The organism is Taibaiella lutea (assembly GCF_008629695.1).
GTDB lineage: Bacteria > Bacteroidota > Bacteroidia > Chitinophagales > Chitinophagaceae > Taibaiella > Taibaiella lutea.
Genome location: NZ_VWSH01000002.1, coordinates 512,473 through 531,365 on the forward strand (window position 1 = coordinate 512,473; position 18,893 = coordinate 531,365).

Below are 18,893 nucleotides of genomic sequence, written 5' to 3' on the forward strand. Positions count from 1 at the left end.
TAATGACTATCGACTAACTAATAAATAAAAAATATGTCAAAACCGTTTCAAAAAACATTTATAGGTAATCTTGCCATCATCGCTGTAATCTGCGCAGTTTTATACTGGGCTTTCTTTGCCTCTTTAGGTTTTATAACCGGCCATGGCAAAGAGGTAACCGTTCCGGTTTTAACAGGTAAAAGTGTAAAGGAATCTATTGCGATTCTTGAACAGCAGGGATTTGAAGTAGATGTGGATTCCTCCTATATGCCCGAACAAAAAGCGCTGATTATTTTAAGTCAGCAGCCTGCAGGGGGCACCACCGTAAAAAAAGGCCGGACTATTTTCATTATTGTAAATAAATTGACGCCACCGCAGACGCCGATGCCAAATCTGGTAAACATGTCATTCAGAAGCGCTGAAATGTTGCTGGTAAGCAATCGCCTGGTTTTGGGCGACACCATTTTCAAGCCCGATATTGCACAAGGTGCCGTATTGAACCAAATGCTTAATGGCAAAGACATTGCGCCCGGTACTATGATTCCGCAGGGTTCCAAGATTACATTGGTTATCGGAGACGGTTTGGGTAATAAAGAAATCAATGTACCCGATTTGAGCGGTCTTTCTTATCCGGAAGCGCTGGCAATACTAAGCGGCAGCAATCTGAACTATACGGTTGTTTTTGACGGAACTATATCGGATACAACTACTTCTGTTGTTTATATACAACAACCTGCAGCTTTTAACGAATATAACGAGCCTAATAAGATTTCCGAAGGTGATAATGTTGACATCAGGGTGAAACAAAATATGGATGAACAATAGACTTATATAGATAAACGAAACGGTAGAATTTTGGTTACAAAGTTCTACCGTTTCTCATTTATATAGCTTCTATAATACCCGTCAGAGGCGAGCTATCTTATCAGTGTTATCTCGCCCTTAAAGGATTTCTTGGAATGGTCAATGAATTCTATGTCTATGTAGTAATAATAGGTCCCTGCATTGGCCGGTTTTTCACCATTTCCGTAATTACCATTCCATGCTGCTTTTTTAGTTGCACTTGCCTGATAAACCAATTTTCCCCATCTGTCAAAAATCTGGAAACGCTTTACCAAATAGCCGCTTTTATTTACGAAGAAAGGTTGAAACTCATCATTCAGCCCGTCTCCGTTTGGAGTGAATGCATTGGGCATTAATGCAACCGGTATAAGAGAATCAGGTTTAAGAAATATAACGGCAGTATCTATGCAACCTGTTTCTGAGCGGCCAATTACCCAGAAAGAATCTTCCTGCTGTATTATAAAGCTTTGCTGATTGGCTCCCTGGTTTTCAAAATTATCTGCCGGTAACCATTTTAAGATTTCAAAAGGAACATTTCCAACCGCTGATAAAACCAGATAGTCGCCCTTAACCGGTTGTGGCGGATCTGCTGCAATGGAAAGATCTAAATTTCTGACAACAATATGTGTAGTTCTTAACACGCTGTCGCAGCCTAACTGTGTCTTTAATAAAGTGGTTATGGTTGTATCCTGCAGGTAAGTTTTTCCTTCATAATTAACCACATCGCAGTCTGAAACTATTTCTTCTGCTTTGCGTGGCTGGCTGTTGGGATATACAATGATATGATAATTCAAAAACACGCTGTCGCAATTATTCACGCTGCGTAGCGTATCGGTATAAAATCCGGATTCGCGATATATTCTATCTTTGAATGTAATATAGCCGCAGCCGACTGTGTCAATATTTATTGTAACCGGATTGATGGCCGGGAATATAGTAATATTAATGTTTCTGTATAGGCTGTCGCAACCGAAATTACTTTTGACCGTATCCATAATATTTGCGGACTGCACAAAAGTATTGCCTTCAAAAATCAAGGACCCGCAACCGCTTAGGCTTAATGCCTGATGTTGGGGGGAAATAACATTAAGGTTTAATGTGGCAACAGAATCACAGCCATTGGCAGACAACGAGTAAAAAGTGGATACATTTTGTCCCGGAGCATTTATCACATTGCCATTCCATGAATAAGGAAGTTCGGCACTGCAGATAAACCGCGTTACACTGCCTTTTAATGTATCCTGAAGATGGATGCTTAACCTTGAAACCGAATCGCAACCAATGAGGCTTGTTGATGTAAATTCACTGACATTATTACCCGGGTTATTGATTAACTGGTTATTCCAGTTATAAGGCATTTGTGAAGGGCATAATGTCAACAGTACACTTGAATCAAAATCGCCCACTACAAAGGGTATTTTTTCTCCGACCGGAATCTGATCTCCGCAGAGATCAACCAATGTGTTTCCGTCGGTGCCTTCTTTTATTTTTAATTCATAGTTACCGGGCTGGGTGATGTACGGCGCAAATTCCACACGAACCGTATTCGTTACAAGGTTTGTGGTAGTGCAGCCAACCCCGATGGCTAAGTATAAATTGGCATTCGGTAACTCAAAATCGCTTGCAAGGTCTTGAATGGAAGAGCATAAAATAGGTTTGGAAAAATGAAGGTTTACAAACTTGTTATTAGTACAATTTAATCCTACACTATCAATGGAGGCCGGCCCTCCCTTTATAAAGGTGCAGGTAGAGCCTGTAAAGTCAATTTTGTAACCCCTGGTAGGCAAATAGCAATCCCATAAACAAGGGATTGGTTTCGTCGGGCCATAATTATTTATTAAAATATAAATGGTCTGCCCTGATGTAACATCCAGGTATTTGCTGAATGTGTTGGTACCGGAAAATTCAGAAGTACTTGTATTATTCAAACCTGTTTCTCCAAAAAAAGTAATAACAGGAGGAGCGCTGTTACCTCTTACTGCTTGCATACTTTGCACATCGCTGCAATTATCGCCATCTTGCTGAAAGACAAAAAAATTGTAGTTGTCTGCGTAGGTGTTATTAACAAGTTTCGGCCTTATTTTAAAAACCAATTTTCCGGGAGCACCTATTTTTACTTTAAGCCAGTGAGCATATTCTTCGTATGGTTCAGTCACCTGGCCAACACCGTGGTAACTATTTGTAGTGGAAAAGGTATCAATACATAACCAGATTGCTCCGCAGGCATCTTGTTCAGGTTGGTTGTCAGGCAGGAATTCAGCTGTCTGAGCATTTGCATTGCCTGTGATTAAAGAACACCATATAGCAAGTAAAACGACAATGTAGAATTTTTTCATTATTACGGAAAAGATAGTTTATAAAGATAAGGATTTTAATGGTACGGACAGATGACAAACCAATTGATAATACTTATTGACTGACTCATTTGTTTTAAAATAGTTTAATAATATTTATCACCCGAAAGCTGAAAACTTTATATCTCGAGCTATTTGAGTTTATGCTGAACATTATATTTTATTACGATAACCATTAACTCTGATCAGAATGCTGTGCAAGTGAATGAATATTCTTAACATTCATCAAGAAAATACACTCACTCATCAGAAGTTGAAAATTTAATAACAATCAGACCAATATTCTCAACATATTATTCGTCTTATAAGATGAACATTGTGTGTGTGTTTCTTTGTAATATAGAAAGCGTTGCCGGAATTTTGGCAGCGCTTTTCTTTTGTAAGAAAAATGAGAGAGCATTAAGATCAACAGTAAACAATCTTATAAAAGAAATAGCCCGATGTAAACCGGGCTATTTGGAAAGACTATTAATTTCACAGGAGAATTACCTTCCCGATTTTATCTTGTTACTTCAATTTTCCTTGCTACAGTTCCTTTGTCCGTATAGATTTCAATAGTGTACGATCCTGCAGCAACATTGCTTAGATCTAATGTGTGTTTGTCGTTAGCATCAGCATTGGAGTGGTATATTACCTGACCCAATATATTATAAACCTCAACCCTCTGCATTTTCAGATTTCCCTTATTCAGCAACGTAACAATGCCTTTAGCAGGATTTGGGTAAGCTATAAGCTCTTCATTGCTTACATTAATCTGGTGAATGCCTACAATGTGGGCGGCTAATGTATCATCCGTAAATCCGCAAGTACTGCTTAGTCGTAATTTTACGATATAATCTCCTGCATTTGCATAATCATGATATGGAGAAGCCGAAAAGCTGTGTAAAGTACCATCGCCAAAATCCCAATCAAAACCTATGACATTTTGTGGGTCAACTGCTGTAAAATAAAACCTTTTCGAACCATCATTTGAAACCTGAATTCCCTGGATGCCCGGCAACTCTCCCTGCATTCTTACATGAATGGTGTCAGTTGAAATACACCCGAGCGCACTCGTAACAAATACATTATAATCTCCCGTTGATGTAACGTCTATTGTCTGTCCCGTCTGTCCGGTATTCCAGAAATATTCAATGCCTTCATTTCCTGCATTTAGTGAAAGTACAATACCGTTGCATACTGTTGTATCGTTTCCTAATTCTACAGCAGGATTTTCGCGGAGTATAACATTAATAGTATCGCTGCCTCTGCAAGTGTACATATCTGTTACTTCTACACTATAAGTGCCGCTTGTGTTAACTGCTCTTACCTGACTACTGCTTTCATCGTCCCACAAGAAAACAGGCGAATTCGGATGATTGCCTGCATCCAATACGATAGAACTGTTTTTATCCACGCATATATTGATATCTTCTCCGAGATCAACATTTAAAGGTTGCGGCGATACTAAAAATGCCGCTGTCGAATCTGCATCGCCTGAAACACACTTTACGATGCATCTGAACTTTGTTTCCTGGACGATAGCAGGTGTAGCCTGATTATCGGTATTGCTTCCAAAGTCAATCCATGCCCCTGTTATAGTGTATTGCCATTGATAACTGATTCCGGGTCCTGCTGTATTCCCTGCCAGATTCAGTGTAGCCGGCGTATTACAAACAACCGAAGCCGGTCCATTCACTGTACCGGCGGTCGGGGCGCCCGAGCATGCCATCGTCAGGGTAGGGGAAACTGTCGGAGCAGCCTGTTGATCTGAAGAACGGAAGATATAAGTTGTAGAAGGCGCTGCATTTGCAGTCGGCCTGATTACCCATTCATATTCTGTCTTGTTACCATTAGTTAGATTTACGGCAGCTCCGGGATTTGATATAACCCTTCCTGCTGAAAAAGTGCCCGCGGTTGTATTAGGCAGTTGCTGAGTTGTGTTTGCTCCATTCGCTACAAATGTGCTTGCCTGATAAGTGAAAGCATTGGTAGCGGGATTATTCATTATAGTCCAGCTGGTACCTCCATTTGAAGAATATTCCAATGTTTGTGTTACAGGGCCAGCGCCTGTTCCTGTATTTGCCAGTTCAATTCTTAATCGCAGCACGTCGGTTGCCGTTGCAATTACCGGAGCATTAACCGCTGCTTTCCAGGTTGCTGTTGTTTGATTGCCATCATCATTGCGCCATCTATACTGCGTCTGCCCTATAGTAGGGGTAGTAATGATAATGGCATGCAACTGTGTTACAGAGAAGAGAAGACAGAGGAGGGGGAGAAAAAATGATTTCATAATTGCGGTTCTTTTTGGTTTTGATGATTAAATAAAACAGAAGAAAAGAATAATTAGACCTGAAATACATAAAACGAATATGCTGAAAAAATAACATGGTGATACAAAATTGTTTGGATAAAGCATAGCTGTTTGGGTATATCCATCTTCCTGATGGTTCATAACGACTATTTCTCCCGTGGCAGCTATTATTCCTGAGATGCCCATATTGCAACTCGCCGCTATGTCTTTACGCGCTTCCACTGCCCGTAGCCTGTTCTTAAAAAACTGATGACTCACTATTCCCGGAGCTTTGGCAAACAATACATCATCGCTAAGGCTTACCAATATCTGAGCCCCGTTTTCGATACACTTTTTTGTTGCATCCGGAACATACAATTCACTGCAAATAAGCACTCCTATCTTACCATGAGCAGTAGTTATTACACTATTGTCGTTTCCAGGTTTGAAGTAATTACGCTCTTTACTGTTTTTTAATACTGAAGATGAAAGAAACGGCATTGCACGTTCAGCCATTGCAACCAGGAAATGCTTGTCATGCCTGCCTTTAACTGTTCCATCCGGTAAAATGCAATAAGCCGAATTATACATATTCTTGTTGCTGTCTTCCGTTTTCATCCCCATTATATGACAAACCCCGGGATGAGAAGCAGAACTTTTCAATACTTCTTTTAATAAATCATCATCCGCACGATAAGGCCATGGCACAATTCCCTCCGGCCACAAAACAATATCCGGACTGGTATTTAAGGCAGATTCGTTAAGCGTCAATAGGTTTTTTGCAAGAAAATTACCAGTCTCCTCATTCCATTTTTCATCCTGAGGAATATTCCCGCTCAGCAGTGCTACAGACACCGGTTTCCCGGATACTATAACCCGTTCTTTGAAATCAAGCAATATACCCCAACCGATTCCCATGTATATAAGAATTAGGCCTAAAGGAATGAATGCCTTTTTCCATTGACTTTGTTGTATGAAAAAGGCGAATAAATAATTTACAAAAACAACAACGAAATTCAGCAAACAGATACCGCCGAATGACGAAGGTTGTATAGCGTACAGGTTATCAAATATTGCATTACCGATATCATAAGAAAACCACGGCATGCCTGAAAAAATAATTGAAAGCAGGAAAGCTCCTATTGTCCAGATGGCAGCTATTAAAAAGGCATTAATCCAGAGTGGCTTCTTTTTTGTTTTAAGAATGGAAAAGCACAATGCAAGTAATCCAAAATAAATGGCCATAATTGCAGGAACCAGCAAGCTCACCAAAATTGCACCCGGAATATTGTCACTTGAAATAGTAAGAATCGCAACAGGCATCCAATAATATATCACGCAATAAAACACAAAACCAAAAAACGCACCTGAAAAAAATGCAGCCTTCCTTTTGTCATCCCTGACAGCAATGAAAAATGGAATAAGACAAATCCAGGCCAGATAAAACTGAACCAAATTCAATGCAAGCCCATACAGAATCGCAGCAATAATGATAAACAGGCCTTTTTTTAAGCAGTTATAGTTCATCGTTTTAATGTGTATAAACACAATATAATCTTTCCGGACTTTATTTTCTCTTATCCTCTTTAACAATTTAATGTAGTAGACGTTGGGAATTCGTTAATCAGTTGGTTTTTTAAGTTAATACGCTGGAAAATCGACAATTGATTTATGTCATTTTTTTAATGCTTTGTTTCAAAATGTCTTCATTTCGGCTCTGGAATTGCGTTATTTATCATAAATTTAACATAAAAATCTAACTTTAACATTTTTAAAACTATTTTTAATGCTAAATAAATGTTAAACATTCTACATCTCCTCTTTTTATCAAAAAATTTGTTCATTAATTAAAACATATTTACCTTTGCTCTCCCTTATTGGGAAGAACGCACGTGCAAATTTTCTATTGGTCCAGAATTTTTAAAATTTATTGCTAAAACCTATTTCAAAAAGAACCTTCTTTTTGGAGTGGGAATATTTTGTTTTTTACAAATAACAAGGTGTAAAATACTATGTCTAACGTCACAAAACGCACACAAACAGGTCGTGTAAATTTCGCTAAAATCCATGATGTAGCGGCTACACCTGATTTGTTGGGTATCCAGCTTCAGTCATTTCAGGACTTTTTCCAACTCGAAACCACGCCCGATAAGCGTGACGTAGAAGGATTGTTCCGCGTGTTTAAGGAAAACTTTCCTATTACAGATACGCGTAACATCTTCGTTCTGGAATTCCTTGACTATTTTATTGACCCACCCCGCTACACTATTGAAGAGTGTATGGAGCGTGGTTTAACGTATTCCGTACCGCTGAAAGCTAAGTTGCGTCTTAGCTGTAACGATGAAGAACACGTTGACTTCGAAACCATCGTACAGGATGTATTCCTTGGAAACATTCCGTACATGACACCTCGCGGTACTTTCGTAGTTAATGGTGCAGAGCGTGTTGTTGTATCTCAATTACACCGTTCTCCCGGCGTATTCTTCGGACAAAGTACACACCCGAACGGTACCAAAATTTATTCTGCCCGTGTAATTCCTTTCAAAGGCGCATGGATGGAGTTTGCTACTGATATCAATAACGTAATGTATGCTTACATCGACCGTAAGAAGAAATTCCCGGTTACTACATTATTACGTTCTATCGGTTTCGAAAATGATAAAGACATCCTTAACTTATTCGGAATGGCTGATGAGGTGAAAACCGACCGCAAGTCATTGGAAGCAAATTTAGGCCGTCGTTTGGCTGAGCGTGTTTTACGTAGCTGGACAGAAGATTTCGTGGATGAAGATACCGGTGAAGTTGTTTCTATCGAGCGTAACGAGGTTATCCTTGAGCGTGACAGTGTATTGAGCGAAGAACATCTGGATACCATTATTGAAATGGGAACAGATTCTATCTATATACAAAAAGAAGAGTTGAGCGGTGATTATTCCATCATCTACAACACTTTGAATAAAGATACTTCCAACTCAGAATTAGAAGCCGTTCAGCATATCTACCGCCAGTTACGTGGTAGTGATGCGCCGGATGATGAAACTGCACGTGGTATCATTGAAAAATTATTCTTCTCTGACAAACGTTACGATTTGGGCGAAGTAGGTCGCTACAAAATCAACCGTAAACTGGAGCTGGATCTTGCCAACGAAAAGAAAGTTCTTTCTAAAGAAGATATCATTGCCATCATCAAATATCTGGTACGCCTTTCAAACGGTAAAGCCGAGATTGATGATATCGATCACCTGAGCAATCGTCGTGTTCGTACAGTAGGTGAGCAATTATATGCACAATTCGGTGTTGGTTTGAGCCGTATGGCCCGTACCATCCGTGAGCGTATGAACGTTCGTGATAACGAGGTCTTCACTCCAATCGATTTGATTAACGCAAGAACGCTTTCTTCTGTAATCAACTCTTTCTTCGGTACTTCCCAGTTATCCCAATTCTTAGACCAAACCAATCCATTGTCAGAAATTACGCACAAACGTCGTATTTCCGCTCTTGGACCCGGCGGTTTGAGCAGGGAAAGAGCAGGTTTCGAGGTGCGTGACGTTCACTATTCTCACTATGGCCGTCTTTGTACCATTGAAACACCGGAAGGACCAAACATTGGTTTGATTTCTACCCTTTGCGTACACGCTAAAATCAATGATATGGGTTTCATCGAAACACCGTATCGTAAAGTTAAAGGTGGTAAAGTAGATTTGAAAAACGAATACTACTTGTCTGCAGAGGAAGAAGATGATAAAAAAATTGCACAGGCAAACGTTCCTTTAGATGATAAAGGTATGTTCCTTGAAGATAAAATTAAATCGCGTGAAACAGGTGACTTCCCTATTTTGGATCCGGGTGAAGTAGAATTCATGGATGTGGCGCCAAACCAGATTGTTGGTTTGTCAGCTTCCCTGATTCCGTTCCTGGAGCATGATGATGCCAACCGTGCCCTGATGGGTTCGAACATGCAACGTCAGGCAGTTCCATTGGTACGTCCGCAGGCTCCGATTGTAGGTACCGGTCTGGAAGGCAAAGCAGCTCGCGATGCACGTATCCAGATTCACGCTGAAGGTACAGGTGTTGTTGAATATGTTGATGCTAACGAAATTCATGTTCGTTATGACCGCAGCGAAAAACAACGTCTTGTTTCTTTCGAAGATGATTTGAAAGTTTATAAATTAACGAAATACAAAAAGACCAACCAAAGTACAAGTATCAACTTGAGCCCTGCGGTACGTAAAGGTCAGAAAGTAGCTGAAGGTGATTTCTTAACTCAGGGTTATGCTACGCAAAACGGTGAGTTGGCATTGGGACGTAACTTAAAAGTAGCGTTCATGCCTTGGAAAGGTTACAACTTTGAGGATGCGATTGTAATCAATGAAAAAGTAGTACGCGAAGATTTATTTACATCAGTTCACATTGATGAATATGAATTGGAAGTACGTGATACTAAATTAGGTGAAGAAGAACTGACTGCTGATATTCCGAACATTTCTGAAGAAGCTACAAAAGATTTGGATGAAAACGGTATTATCCGCATTGGTGCAAAAGTTACCGAAGGAGATATCCTTATCGGTAAAATCACACCAAAAGGTGAATCTGACCCTACTCCGGAAGAAAAACTATTGCGTGCCATCTTTGGTGACAAAGCGGGCGATGCAAAAGATGCTTCTCTGAAAGCTTCTCCGTCTGTAGAAGGTGTTATTATCGACAAGCAATTGTTCCAACGCGCCAAGAAAGATAAGAACGCTAAAGTGAAAGAGAAAGGTGAACTGGAGAAAATTGAAAAAGTACACAACGTAAACGTAGAAGAAATCAAAAAGCTTCTATTGGAGAAATTGGGTGTATTGCTTGCTGACAAAGCATCTGCAGGTGTTACCAATACTTATGGCGAACCGGTTATCTCTAAAGGCGGCAAGTTCTCTTCCAAAGTATTGAACTCTGTTGACTTCCAGAATGTAAATCCATTAGGTTGGACAGGCGAGCAGGAAGCAGATGATTTGGTAAACCAATTGTTGCATAACTACAACATCAAATACAATGAAGAATTAGGTCGCTACAAACGCGAAAAATTCAATTTGTCTATTGGTGATGAGTTACCGACAGGTGTATTGAAGCTGGCTAAAGTTTACCTTGCTGTTAAACGTAAGTTGAAAGTAGGTGATAAGATGGCGGGCCGTCACGGTAACAAGGGTATCGTTGCCAAGATTGTACGTGCAGAAGATATGCCGTTCCTGGAAGATGGAACGCCGGTTGATATCGTATTGAATCCGCTGGGTGTACCTTCCCGTATGAACTTGGGTCAGATTTATGAAACCATTCTTGGATGGGCCGGTGAAAAATTAGGTTTGCGTTTTGCAACTCCAATCTTCGACGGTGCTTCCGGTGATGAAATCAAACATTATATCGAAGAAGCAGGTTTGCCTTCATTTGGTCACACCTATCTTTATGATGGTGAAACCGGTGTTCGTTTCGACCAGAAAGCTACGGTTGGTATCATCTATATGATTAAGCTTCACCACATGGTTGACGATAAGATGCACGCACGTTCTATCGGGCCATACTCTCTTATTACGCAACAACCATTGGGTGGTAAAGCTCAGTTTGGTGGTCAGCGTTTTGGTGAGATGGAGGTTTGGGCTCTTGAGGCTTACGGTGCATCTAACATCTTACAAGAATTATTGACTATTAAGTCAGATGATATTGTAGGCCGTGCCAAAGCTTATGAGTCTATCGTTAAAGGCGACAACATTCCGAAAGCAGGTATTCCTGAATCATTCAACGTATTGGTTCATGAGTTACGCGGCTTAGGTCTGGAACTGACTTTCGATACAGACCCGGCAAAATAAGTAATGAAACATTGAGTCATCATAAATAAAATTCCTGCGGCATCGCTGTGATGCTGCGGGAAAAAATAAAAAGAGCCTCAACTATTGTTACTGAACTGAATTGATTTTTTGAAACAATATATTTCCGGGGTTACTCAAAAATATATTGTCCCTGATAAAAATATTTTTAAAATCTTTTTAAAATTCCTTTGCTAAAATGGCAATTAAAAAAGACAACCGACCAAGATCCGGTTTTGATAAAATAACGATTAGTCTGGCTTCCCCCGATGGAATCCTTGATCGTTCTTATGGTGAGGTGTTGAAGCCTGAAACTATAAACTATCGTACTTACAAACCTGAGCGTGATGGTCTTTTCTGCGAAAAAATATTCGGACCCGTTAAGGATTACGAATGTTATTGCGGAAAGTACAAACGTATTCGTTATAAAGGAATCGTCTGCGATCGTTGTGGTGTAGAAGTTACAGAGAAGAAAGTACGTCGCGAGCGTATGGGCCACCTTAAATTAGTGGTTCCCGTTGTTCATATCTGGTATTTCAAAAGCTTGCCGAATAAAATCGGTTACCTTTTGGGCTCCTCTTCCAAAAAATTAGAAAGCATTGTTTACTACGAACGCTATGTTGTAGTTCAGGCAGGTGAAGCTGAAGAGCTTATCCGTCAGAAACTGAGCATGAAGGATAGTGAAGATACTTACATGGCTTTATTGTCAGAAGACGAGTATCTGGACATCGTAGATGCTTTGCCAAAAGAAAATCAATATTTACCTGATGATGATCCAAATAAGTTCATCGCGCAAATGGGTGCTGAAGCAGTTCAGTCCTTATTGAGCCGTTTGAACCTGGATCAGATGTCTTATGATCTTCGTAATGCTGCAGCAAACGAAACTTCACAACAACGTAAACAAGAAGCCTTAAAACGTCTTGGTGTTGTGGAAGCTTTCCGTGATGCAAACACACGCGTAGAAAATAAACCTGAGTGGATGGTGATGCAATACATCCCTGTTATTCCACCTGAGTTACGTCCGTTGGTTCCATTGGATGGTGGCCGTTTTGCGTCTTCCGACCTTAATGACCTTTACCGTCGTGTTATCATCCGTAACAACCGTTTGAAAAGACTATTGGAAATCAAAGCGCCTGAAGTAATCTTACGTAATGAAAAACGTATGTTGCAGGAAGCGGTAGATTCCCTGTTTGATAACTCCCGTAAATCCAACGCCGTTAAAGCTGAAGGTGGACGTGCTTTGAAATCCCTTTCCGATGTATTGAAAGGTAAGCAAGGTCGTTTCCGTCAGAACTTGTTGGGTAAACGTGTGGATTACTCCGGTCGTTCTGTAATCGTTGTAGGACCTGAAATGGCTTTGCATGAGTGCGGTATTCCTAAGGATATGGCGGCAGAGTTATTCAAACCGTTTATCATCCGTAAATTAATTGAAAGAGGTATCGTTAAAACGGTGAAATCTGCCAAGAAATTAGTAGAACGTAAAGAAGCCGTTGTTTGGGATATTCTTGAAAATGTGTTGAAAGGTCACCCTGTAATGCTGAACCGTGCCCCTACGTTGCACCGTTTGTCTATTCAGGCCTTCCAGCCAAAAATGATTGAAGGTAAAGCGATTCAATTGCACCCATTGGTATGTTCTGCGTTCAACGCCGATTTCGATGGTGACCAGATGGCCGTTCACGTGCCTTTGAGCAACGCTGCAATCATGGAAGCCCAATTGCTGATGCTTGCCTCTCATAACATTCTTAACCCTCAAAATGGTACGCCAATCACGCTTCCTTCTCAGGACATGGTATTGGGCTTGTATTATTTAACAAAAGGTAAAAGAAGCAACGAAACCGAAACCATCAAAGGCGAAGGCAAAACCTTCTACTCTGCTGAAGAAGTTATCATTGCAAACAATGAAGGAAGAGCTGACCTTCACGCATGGATCAGGGTTAAAGCCTGGGTTCGCGGTAAAGACGGCCAGTTAGAATATAAGTTAATCGAAACTACAGTTGGTCGTGTATTGTTCAACCAGTTTGTACCAAAAGATAACGGTTACGTAAATGCTCTTTTGACTAAGAAATCATTGCGTGAAATTATCGGTGCAATTCTTAAGAACTCTAATATCCCTCAGACTGTTAAGTTCCTGGATGATATCAAGACACTTGGTTTCCGTACGGCATTCCGTGGTGGTCTTTCCTTTAACATCAATGACCTTACTATTCCTGAAGTAAAAGAAAGATTAGTGGCAGGTGCGCAGGAAGAAGTGGATGAAGTTTGGGAAAACTACAACATGGGTCTTATCACCAACAACGAGCGTTATAACCAAATCATCGATATCTGGTCGCGTGTGGATACCCGCGTAACAGAAACGTTGATTCATGAGATGGCAACAGATAAGCAAGGTTTCAACTCTGTTTACATGATGCTTGATTCAGGTGCGCGTGGTAGTAAACAACAGGTAAAACAGTTGGCCGGTTTGAGAGGTTTGATGGCTAAACCGCGTCGTAGTGGTTCATCAGGTTCTGAAATCATTGAGAACCCGATTCTTGCAAACTTTAAAGATGGTTTGTCGGTATTGGAGTACTTTATCTCTACCCACGGTGCGCGTAAAGGTCTTGCGGATACGGCATTGAAAACGGCAGATGCGGGTTACCTTACCCGTCGTCTGGTGGACGTTGCGCAGGATGTTGTTATCAACGAAGTGGATTGCGGCACATTGCGTGGCCTTGCAACTTCTGCGTTGAAAGACAACGAAGAAATCGTAGAACCATTATTCGACCGTATTTTAGGACGTACTTCATTGCATGATGTTTACCATCCGCATGAAAATACATTAATCGTTGCTGCAGGTGCAGGAATTGACGAAGACGTTGCCAATGCTATTGAAGAAGCAGGTATCGAAACTGTAGAAATACGTTCCGTATTGACTTGTGAATCTAAACGCGGATGTTGCGCATTGTGTTATGGTAAAAACCTTGCAACAGGTTACCACGCACAAAAAGGTGATGCAGTTGGTATCATTGCAGCGCAATCCATCGGTGAGCCGGGTACACAGTTGACACTACGTACCTTCCACGTTGGTGGTACGGCATCTTCTACTGCAATTGAATCTACCATGTATGCCAAGTTTGACGGTACCGTTCAGTTTGACGGTCTTCGTACAACCAAACATACTAACGATGAAGGCGAAGATGTGAATGTAGTTATCGGTCGTACAGGTGAGATGCGTATCATGGATATGGAAAATGACCGCCTGATGATTACCAATAACATTCCTTACGGTTCTACCCTGAAAGTAAAGAATGGCCAGAAAGTGAAGAAAGGCGATGCAATCTGTTCATGGGATCCGTTTAACGCCGTTATCATTTCCGAGCAGGATGGTACCATTGACTTTGAAAGCGTATTGGAAGGTATTACTTTCCGTGAAGAATCCGATGAGCAGACAGGTCACCGCGAGAAAGTGGTTATTGAAACGAAAGATAAAACCAAGATTCCGTCTATCATTGTAGAAGGAAAAGAAAATAAAACATACAACTTACCGGTTGGCTCGCACATTGCCGTAAGCGTTGGCGATAAAGTAAGAAGCGGTCAGGTTCTTGTGAAAATACCACGTGTAATGGGACGTTCACGAGATATCACCGGAGGTCTTCCGCGTGTAACAGAGTTGTTCGAAGCACGTAACCCATCCAATCCTTCGGTAGTTGCCGAGATTGACGGTGTTGTAAGCTTTGGCGGTATCAAACGTGGTAACCGTGAAATCATGGTTGAAGCGAAAGAAGGTATGGTTAAAAAGTATCTTGTTCCGTTGTCCCGTCAGATTACCGTTCAGGATGGTGACTTTATCAAAGCAGGTAACCAACTTTCCGATGGTTCTACCACGCCAAGCGATATCCTTGCCATTAAAGGACCACACGCTGTACAGGAATACCTTGTTAACGAGATTCAGGAAGTTTACCGTTTACAAGGGGTGAAAATCAATGATAAGCACGTTGAAGTTATCGTTCGTCAGATGATGCGTAAAGTAAGAATCATTGACCAGGGCGATACCCGTTTCTTAGAAGACGATACTGTTGATAAGAACGACTTCATGAACGAAAATGACTGGATTTACGATAAGAAAGTAGTGTTGGATTCAGGTGACTCTGAAAAATTACATCCGGGTCAGATTGTAACCCTTCGTGAAATCCGTGAAGAAAACAGTTCTCTGCGTCGTAACGACAAGAAAATTGTGGAACACCGCGATGCACAACCTGCTACATCTTCACCGTTGTTGTTGGGTATTACCAAGGCTTCACTTGGAACACAAAGCTGGATTTCAGCAGCGTCCTTCCAGGAAACAACCAAAGTATTGTCAACTGCGGCTATCACAGGTAAATCTGACAATTTGTTAGGCTTGAAAGAAAACGTTATCACCGGCGGCTTAATCCCTGCAGGTACCGGTAACCGTGACTTCAACGAAATGATTGTTGGTTCTAAAGAAGAGTACGAATTGTTGCTTGCCAGCAAAGACGTTCTTGAATTTGATGATGAAGAATAATAATCTTCGGTAAATTCAGGTATAAAATTTCAAATTACAAACGGGTCGCTTTGAGAAAGGCGGCCCGTTTTGTAATTTGGCTATGTGCTTTTTTTTCTGTTAAATAATGTATGTTTGCCCGCTAAAAAATCCTTCCAAAATAAAAACCTTGTCAATGAAGAAATGCATACTATTATCAGTTTTGCTATTTATCAGCACATTTAGTTTCGCTCAAAAATGTAAATACTTTTTAGAAAAGAAAGATCCATTTACGGGTAAATTAACACTCGGAATGTCATGTGAGCTTCTGAAAACCTGGAGAATCGGTTTAGCAAAGACAGACACAATTTATTCAATGGATTTACAGGTAACATTTCCAGGAGTTATGGAAGAGAGCATAAATAAAGGTGACACATTAATGATAGCTTTAGAAAATGATAAGCCACTTATTTTATTTGCTGTCGATAAATCATCCTTTGCATCTGATGTGGTAGGAATTGGAAATGGCAGATCTATTATATCCATCTATAACCCTTTCTATGCAGTAACAAAGGAAGATATTATAAGATTATCTGCCAATAATATAATTGCAGTTAAGGTTTATTTGGGGCCATCAGCTTATTCTATAGATATTCCGGAAAAAAATGCTAAAAAAATAACTAAGGCCGCAAGTTGTTTATTATAGTGTCTATTAAAATAGAACTCAACAAGTGTCCCACACTTCAAAAGTGTGGGACACCTGTGATCAAGCGCCAAATCAATCAGCAAATCAGACTCGTAAACAAAAAAGTCTTAAATTTATATCAAAACAGATAGCTATGGATACGGCAATGATAAAAGAACAGCTTCATAATTATATTGAACGTGCAGATGATAAGCATTTGGAGGCTATATATGTATTGCTGGAAAAAGAAATAGATACTGATGCGCTTAGGAAAGAGCTTATTCAGAAAGAAAGAGCTAAATATCTTAATGGAGAAGAGAAATCTTATAGTCCTGAAGAGGTTAAAGCAATGGCATTAAATAAGTCTGAACGGGATGCAATATAAGATTCCCCCGCTTGTGCGGACGTGCCGCCTGTTCAGCACACGTAATCATCGTTCTTTGTCATTCCGTTAGGAATCTATAATACCCACAATAGATTCCTGACGGAATGACAATAGGTTGTGTTTGTCCCCGCAGAGTGTCCTGCAAGGCGCTCTACGGAAATAAGCCATTCACCCGACGCACAGGACCATTCACTCGACGCACAAGGCCATTCACTCGTTGCATGAGGCCATTCACTCGACGCACAGGTCCATTCACTCGACGCACAGGTCAATTCACTCGACGCACAAGGCCATTCACCCGACGCAAAGGTCAATTCACCCGACGCACAGGGCCATTCACTCGACGCACAAGGCAATTCACTCGTTGCACAAGGCCATTCACTCGTTGCTTTACCGCCGAACTTACGTTTTCATGACTATTTCAAATAAAAACAATCAAATCACTCTGCCTTCAACCTCGTAATAACAGCTTTGCTCAAACCCGTTATCTTCATTATAGCCTCTATAGCATAACCTTCTTTCTTCATCTGACGGGCAATTTCCTTTTTGCCCTTTTCCTCTGCTTTCTCAATTTCCTTCGCCATCTTTTCTAACCGCTTTTTAATCTCATAAGCAGGCACATATTTAAGGCTTTGTTCCAGTTCGTTCAGTAAGCCACTGTCCAGAAAGCTGTAATAATCCGTCTCGCTGATGATCAGGTGATCTTTTAAAGGCACATTCATTATCCTGCCCACCTGTATCAGTTGGTCGGTAATGTCCTTGTCACGCTCACTCGGCTTAAGCTCGCCGCTGGGGTGGTTATGCACCAAAATAACCTTAACCGCTCTTTTCTGCAACGGAATGCTATACACCTCCATCGGTTCCACCAATGTCTTGTTGACCGTTCCCAGACTTACCAGTTCAATGTTCAGTATGCGGTAAGCAGTGTCCAGGCTTACCGTCCACAAATGCTCGCGGTTGCGGTCTATCCTGCTTTCACGCACCAATATACGCTGCATAATGCCGTACAGATCCTCAGCACACAAAACCTTTATCTTCTCCTCTTTTTTTAAACGTATGTTCATTGCACACTCAGTATAAGGCATAAATATAAGGCTTTCCATGAATTGCAGAAAACCTTGTTCCAACATCGGGGCAAATTGTTAATGCCGGAAAATAGAAAAAACATTAATTGACTATCCGCATGCAGGCAACAAAATATTTAGATCATCCCGTAGGGATTTAATATTGGTAGCATATTTTAAACCGCTCTGTTAAGACCCCATCGGGGTCACATTGCATCATTACAAATGGACAAAAACAAATGCGGCTATTCAATCTTGTCCCTACAGGACAAACCAATAATATGTAATCTACATTGCTACCAATATTAAATCCCTACGGGATAAATTCGGTTTGTTGTTTGCTGTTTTTGTTTCCACATGCGGATAGTCAGTAAACATTAATCATTTAGCGATATTCCTTAAAAAATTAACCTACTGTACCTAAAGTTTTAGCTGATGAGGTTAGTTGTTTAGCTTTTTTCAGTTGCTTAAATGCTCCATTTAGCCGAAAAAGCCAAATACATCATTAAATAAGCCAAACGCATCATCGAAAGACTTAAACACATCATTAAATAAGCCAAATACATCATTAAAATACTTAAAAACTTCATCAAAAGACTTAAACGCCTCGTCAGGGGAGTTAAAAATATCATCAAAAGGCTTAAACATATTATGAGGTGCTTTAAAAATATGGCGAATAGACCTTAAAATTTAGGATGGAAAGTCAAATATTTGCTAACTGCTTTCAATTTTCTGTAGGTGCACGAATCCTCGCTTGTGCGGGCGTGCCGCCCGTTTAGCATTCGGTTAGCTTGCAATAGACGCATAATTATTAGCCATTAGCCATTATTTGTTTGTGATAAATACATAATTATTCTACAGGTATTTTGCTTTTTCATGCAATGTAGGGCATGATTATGAGGTGTTTTTTAGTTATTGAAATTATTTATATTCATGTTATATTGATTTTTGGCATAATTTTTGTAGTACTTATATGCATAGACCTTTTTAACCT

The 18,893-nt window shown here is 40.5% G+C and carries 11 protein-coding genes; 5 read left to right on the top strand and 6 right to left on the bottom strand.

What is annotated here, in order from left to right:
• Positions 1 to 33: 33 nt before the first annotated feature.
• Positions 34 to 804 (top strand): PASTA domain-containing protein, encoded by a 771-nt coding sequence (locus tag F0919_RS09340; protein ID WP_150032480.1) that lies wholly within the window; start codon positions 34 to 36, stop codon positions 802 to 804.
• Positions 805 to 896: 92 nt separating this feature from the next.
• On the opposite strand, the gene F0919_RS09345 is transcribed toward F0919_RS09340, so the two are convergent.
• The 3 genes from F0919_RS09345 to lnt form a co-directional block, all read right to left on the bottom strand.
• A complete protein-coding gene (locus F0919_RS09345) occupies positions 897 to 3,158 on the bottom strand; it encodes a T9SS type B sorting domain-containing protein (protein WP_150032481.1) in 2,262 nt (753 codons plus the stop codon).
• Between the two features lie 517 nt (positions 3,159 to 3,675).
• Positions 3,676 to 5,448 (bottom strand): T9SS type A sorting domain-containing protein, encoded by a 1,773-nt coding sequence (locus F0919_RS09350; protein ID WP_150032482.1) that lies wholly within the window; start codon positions 5,446 to 5,448, stop codon positions 3,676 to 3,678.
• A gap of 27 nt (positions 5,449 to 5,475) precedes the next feature.
• Positions 5,476 to 6,975, bottom strand: a complete 1,500-nt coding sequence (gene lnt / locus F0919_RS09355; protein WP_150032483.1) for an apolipoprotein N-acyltransferase — start codon at positions 6,973 to 6,975, stop codon at positions 5,476 to 5,478.
• A 485-nt stretch (positions 6,976 to 7,460) separates the two neighbouring features.
• Between lnt and rpoB the strand changes: the two genes are divergently transcribed.
• From rpoB to F0919_RS09375, 4 genes are all read left to right on the top strand, one after another.
• Positions 7,461 to 11,288, top strand: coding sequence for a DNA-directed RNA polymerase subunit beta (gene rpoB, locus F0919_RS09360; RefSeq protein ID WP_150032484.1), 3,828 nt, complete (start codon positions 7,461 to 7,463; stop codon positions 11,286 to 11,288).
• A 196-nt stretch (positions 11,289 to 11,484) separates the two neighbouring features.
• Positions 11,485 to 15,807: a DNA-directed RNA polymerase subunit beta' gene (gene rpoC, locus F0919_RS09365; protein WP_150032485.1), complete on the top strand. Its 4,323-nt coding sequence runs from the start codon at positions 11,485 to 11,487 to the stop codon at positions 15,805 to 15,807.
• Positions 15,808 to 15,961: 154 nt separating this feature from the next.
• On the top strand, positions 15,962 to 16,471 hold the full coding sequence (locus F0919_RS09370) for a hypothetical protein (protein WP_150032486.1): 510 nt from the start codon (positions 15,962 to 15,964) through the stop codon (positions 16,469 to 16,471).
• A 133-nt stretch (positions 16,472 to 16,604) separates the two neighbouring features.
• A complete protein-coding gene (locus F0919_RS09375; RefSeq protein WP_150032487.1) occupies positions 16,605 to 16,835 on the top strand; it encodes a hypothetical protein in 231 nt (76 codons plus the stop codon).
• 74 nt (positions 16,836 to 16,909) lie between these two features.
• Here F0919_RS09375 and F0919_RS09380 read toward each other — a convergent pair whose 3' ends face one another.
• The 3 genes from F0919_RS09380 to F0919_RS18430 all read right to left on the bottom strand — a co-directional run bounded on the left by F0919_RS09380 (position 16,910) and on the right by F0919_RS18430 (position 18,547).
• Positions 16,910 to 17,191: a hypothetical protein gene (locus F0919_RS09380; protein WP_150032488.1), complete on the bottom strand. Its 282-nt coding sequence runs from the start codon at positions 17,189 to 17,191 to the stop codon at positions 16,910 to 16,912.
• An 84-nt stretch (positions 17,192 to 17,275) separates the two neighbouring features.
• The gene (locus tag F0919_RS09385) at positions 17,276 to 17,899 is read right to left on the bottom strand and encodes a JAB domain-containing protein (RefSeq protein ID WP_150032489.1); all 624 of its coding nucleotides are present in this window, start codon (positions 17,897 to 17,899) and stop codon (positions 17,276 to 17,278) included.
• A gap of 480 nt (positions 17,900 to 18,379) precedes the next feature.
• Entirely contained in the window at positions 18,380 to 18,547 is a 168-nt protein-coding gene (locus F0919_RS18430; RefSeq protein ID WP_190277331.1) for a hypothetical protein, read from the bottom strand.
• Between the last annotated feature and the right edge of the window lie 346 nt (positions 18,548 to 18,893).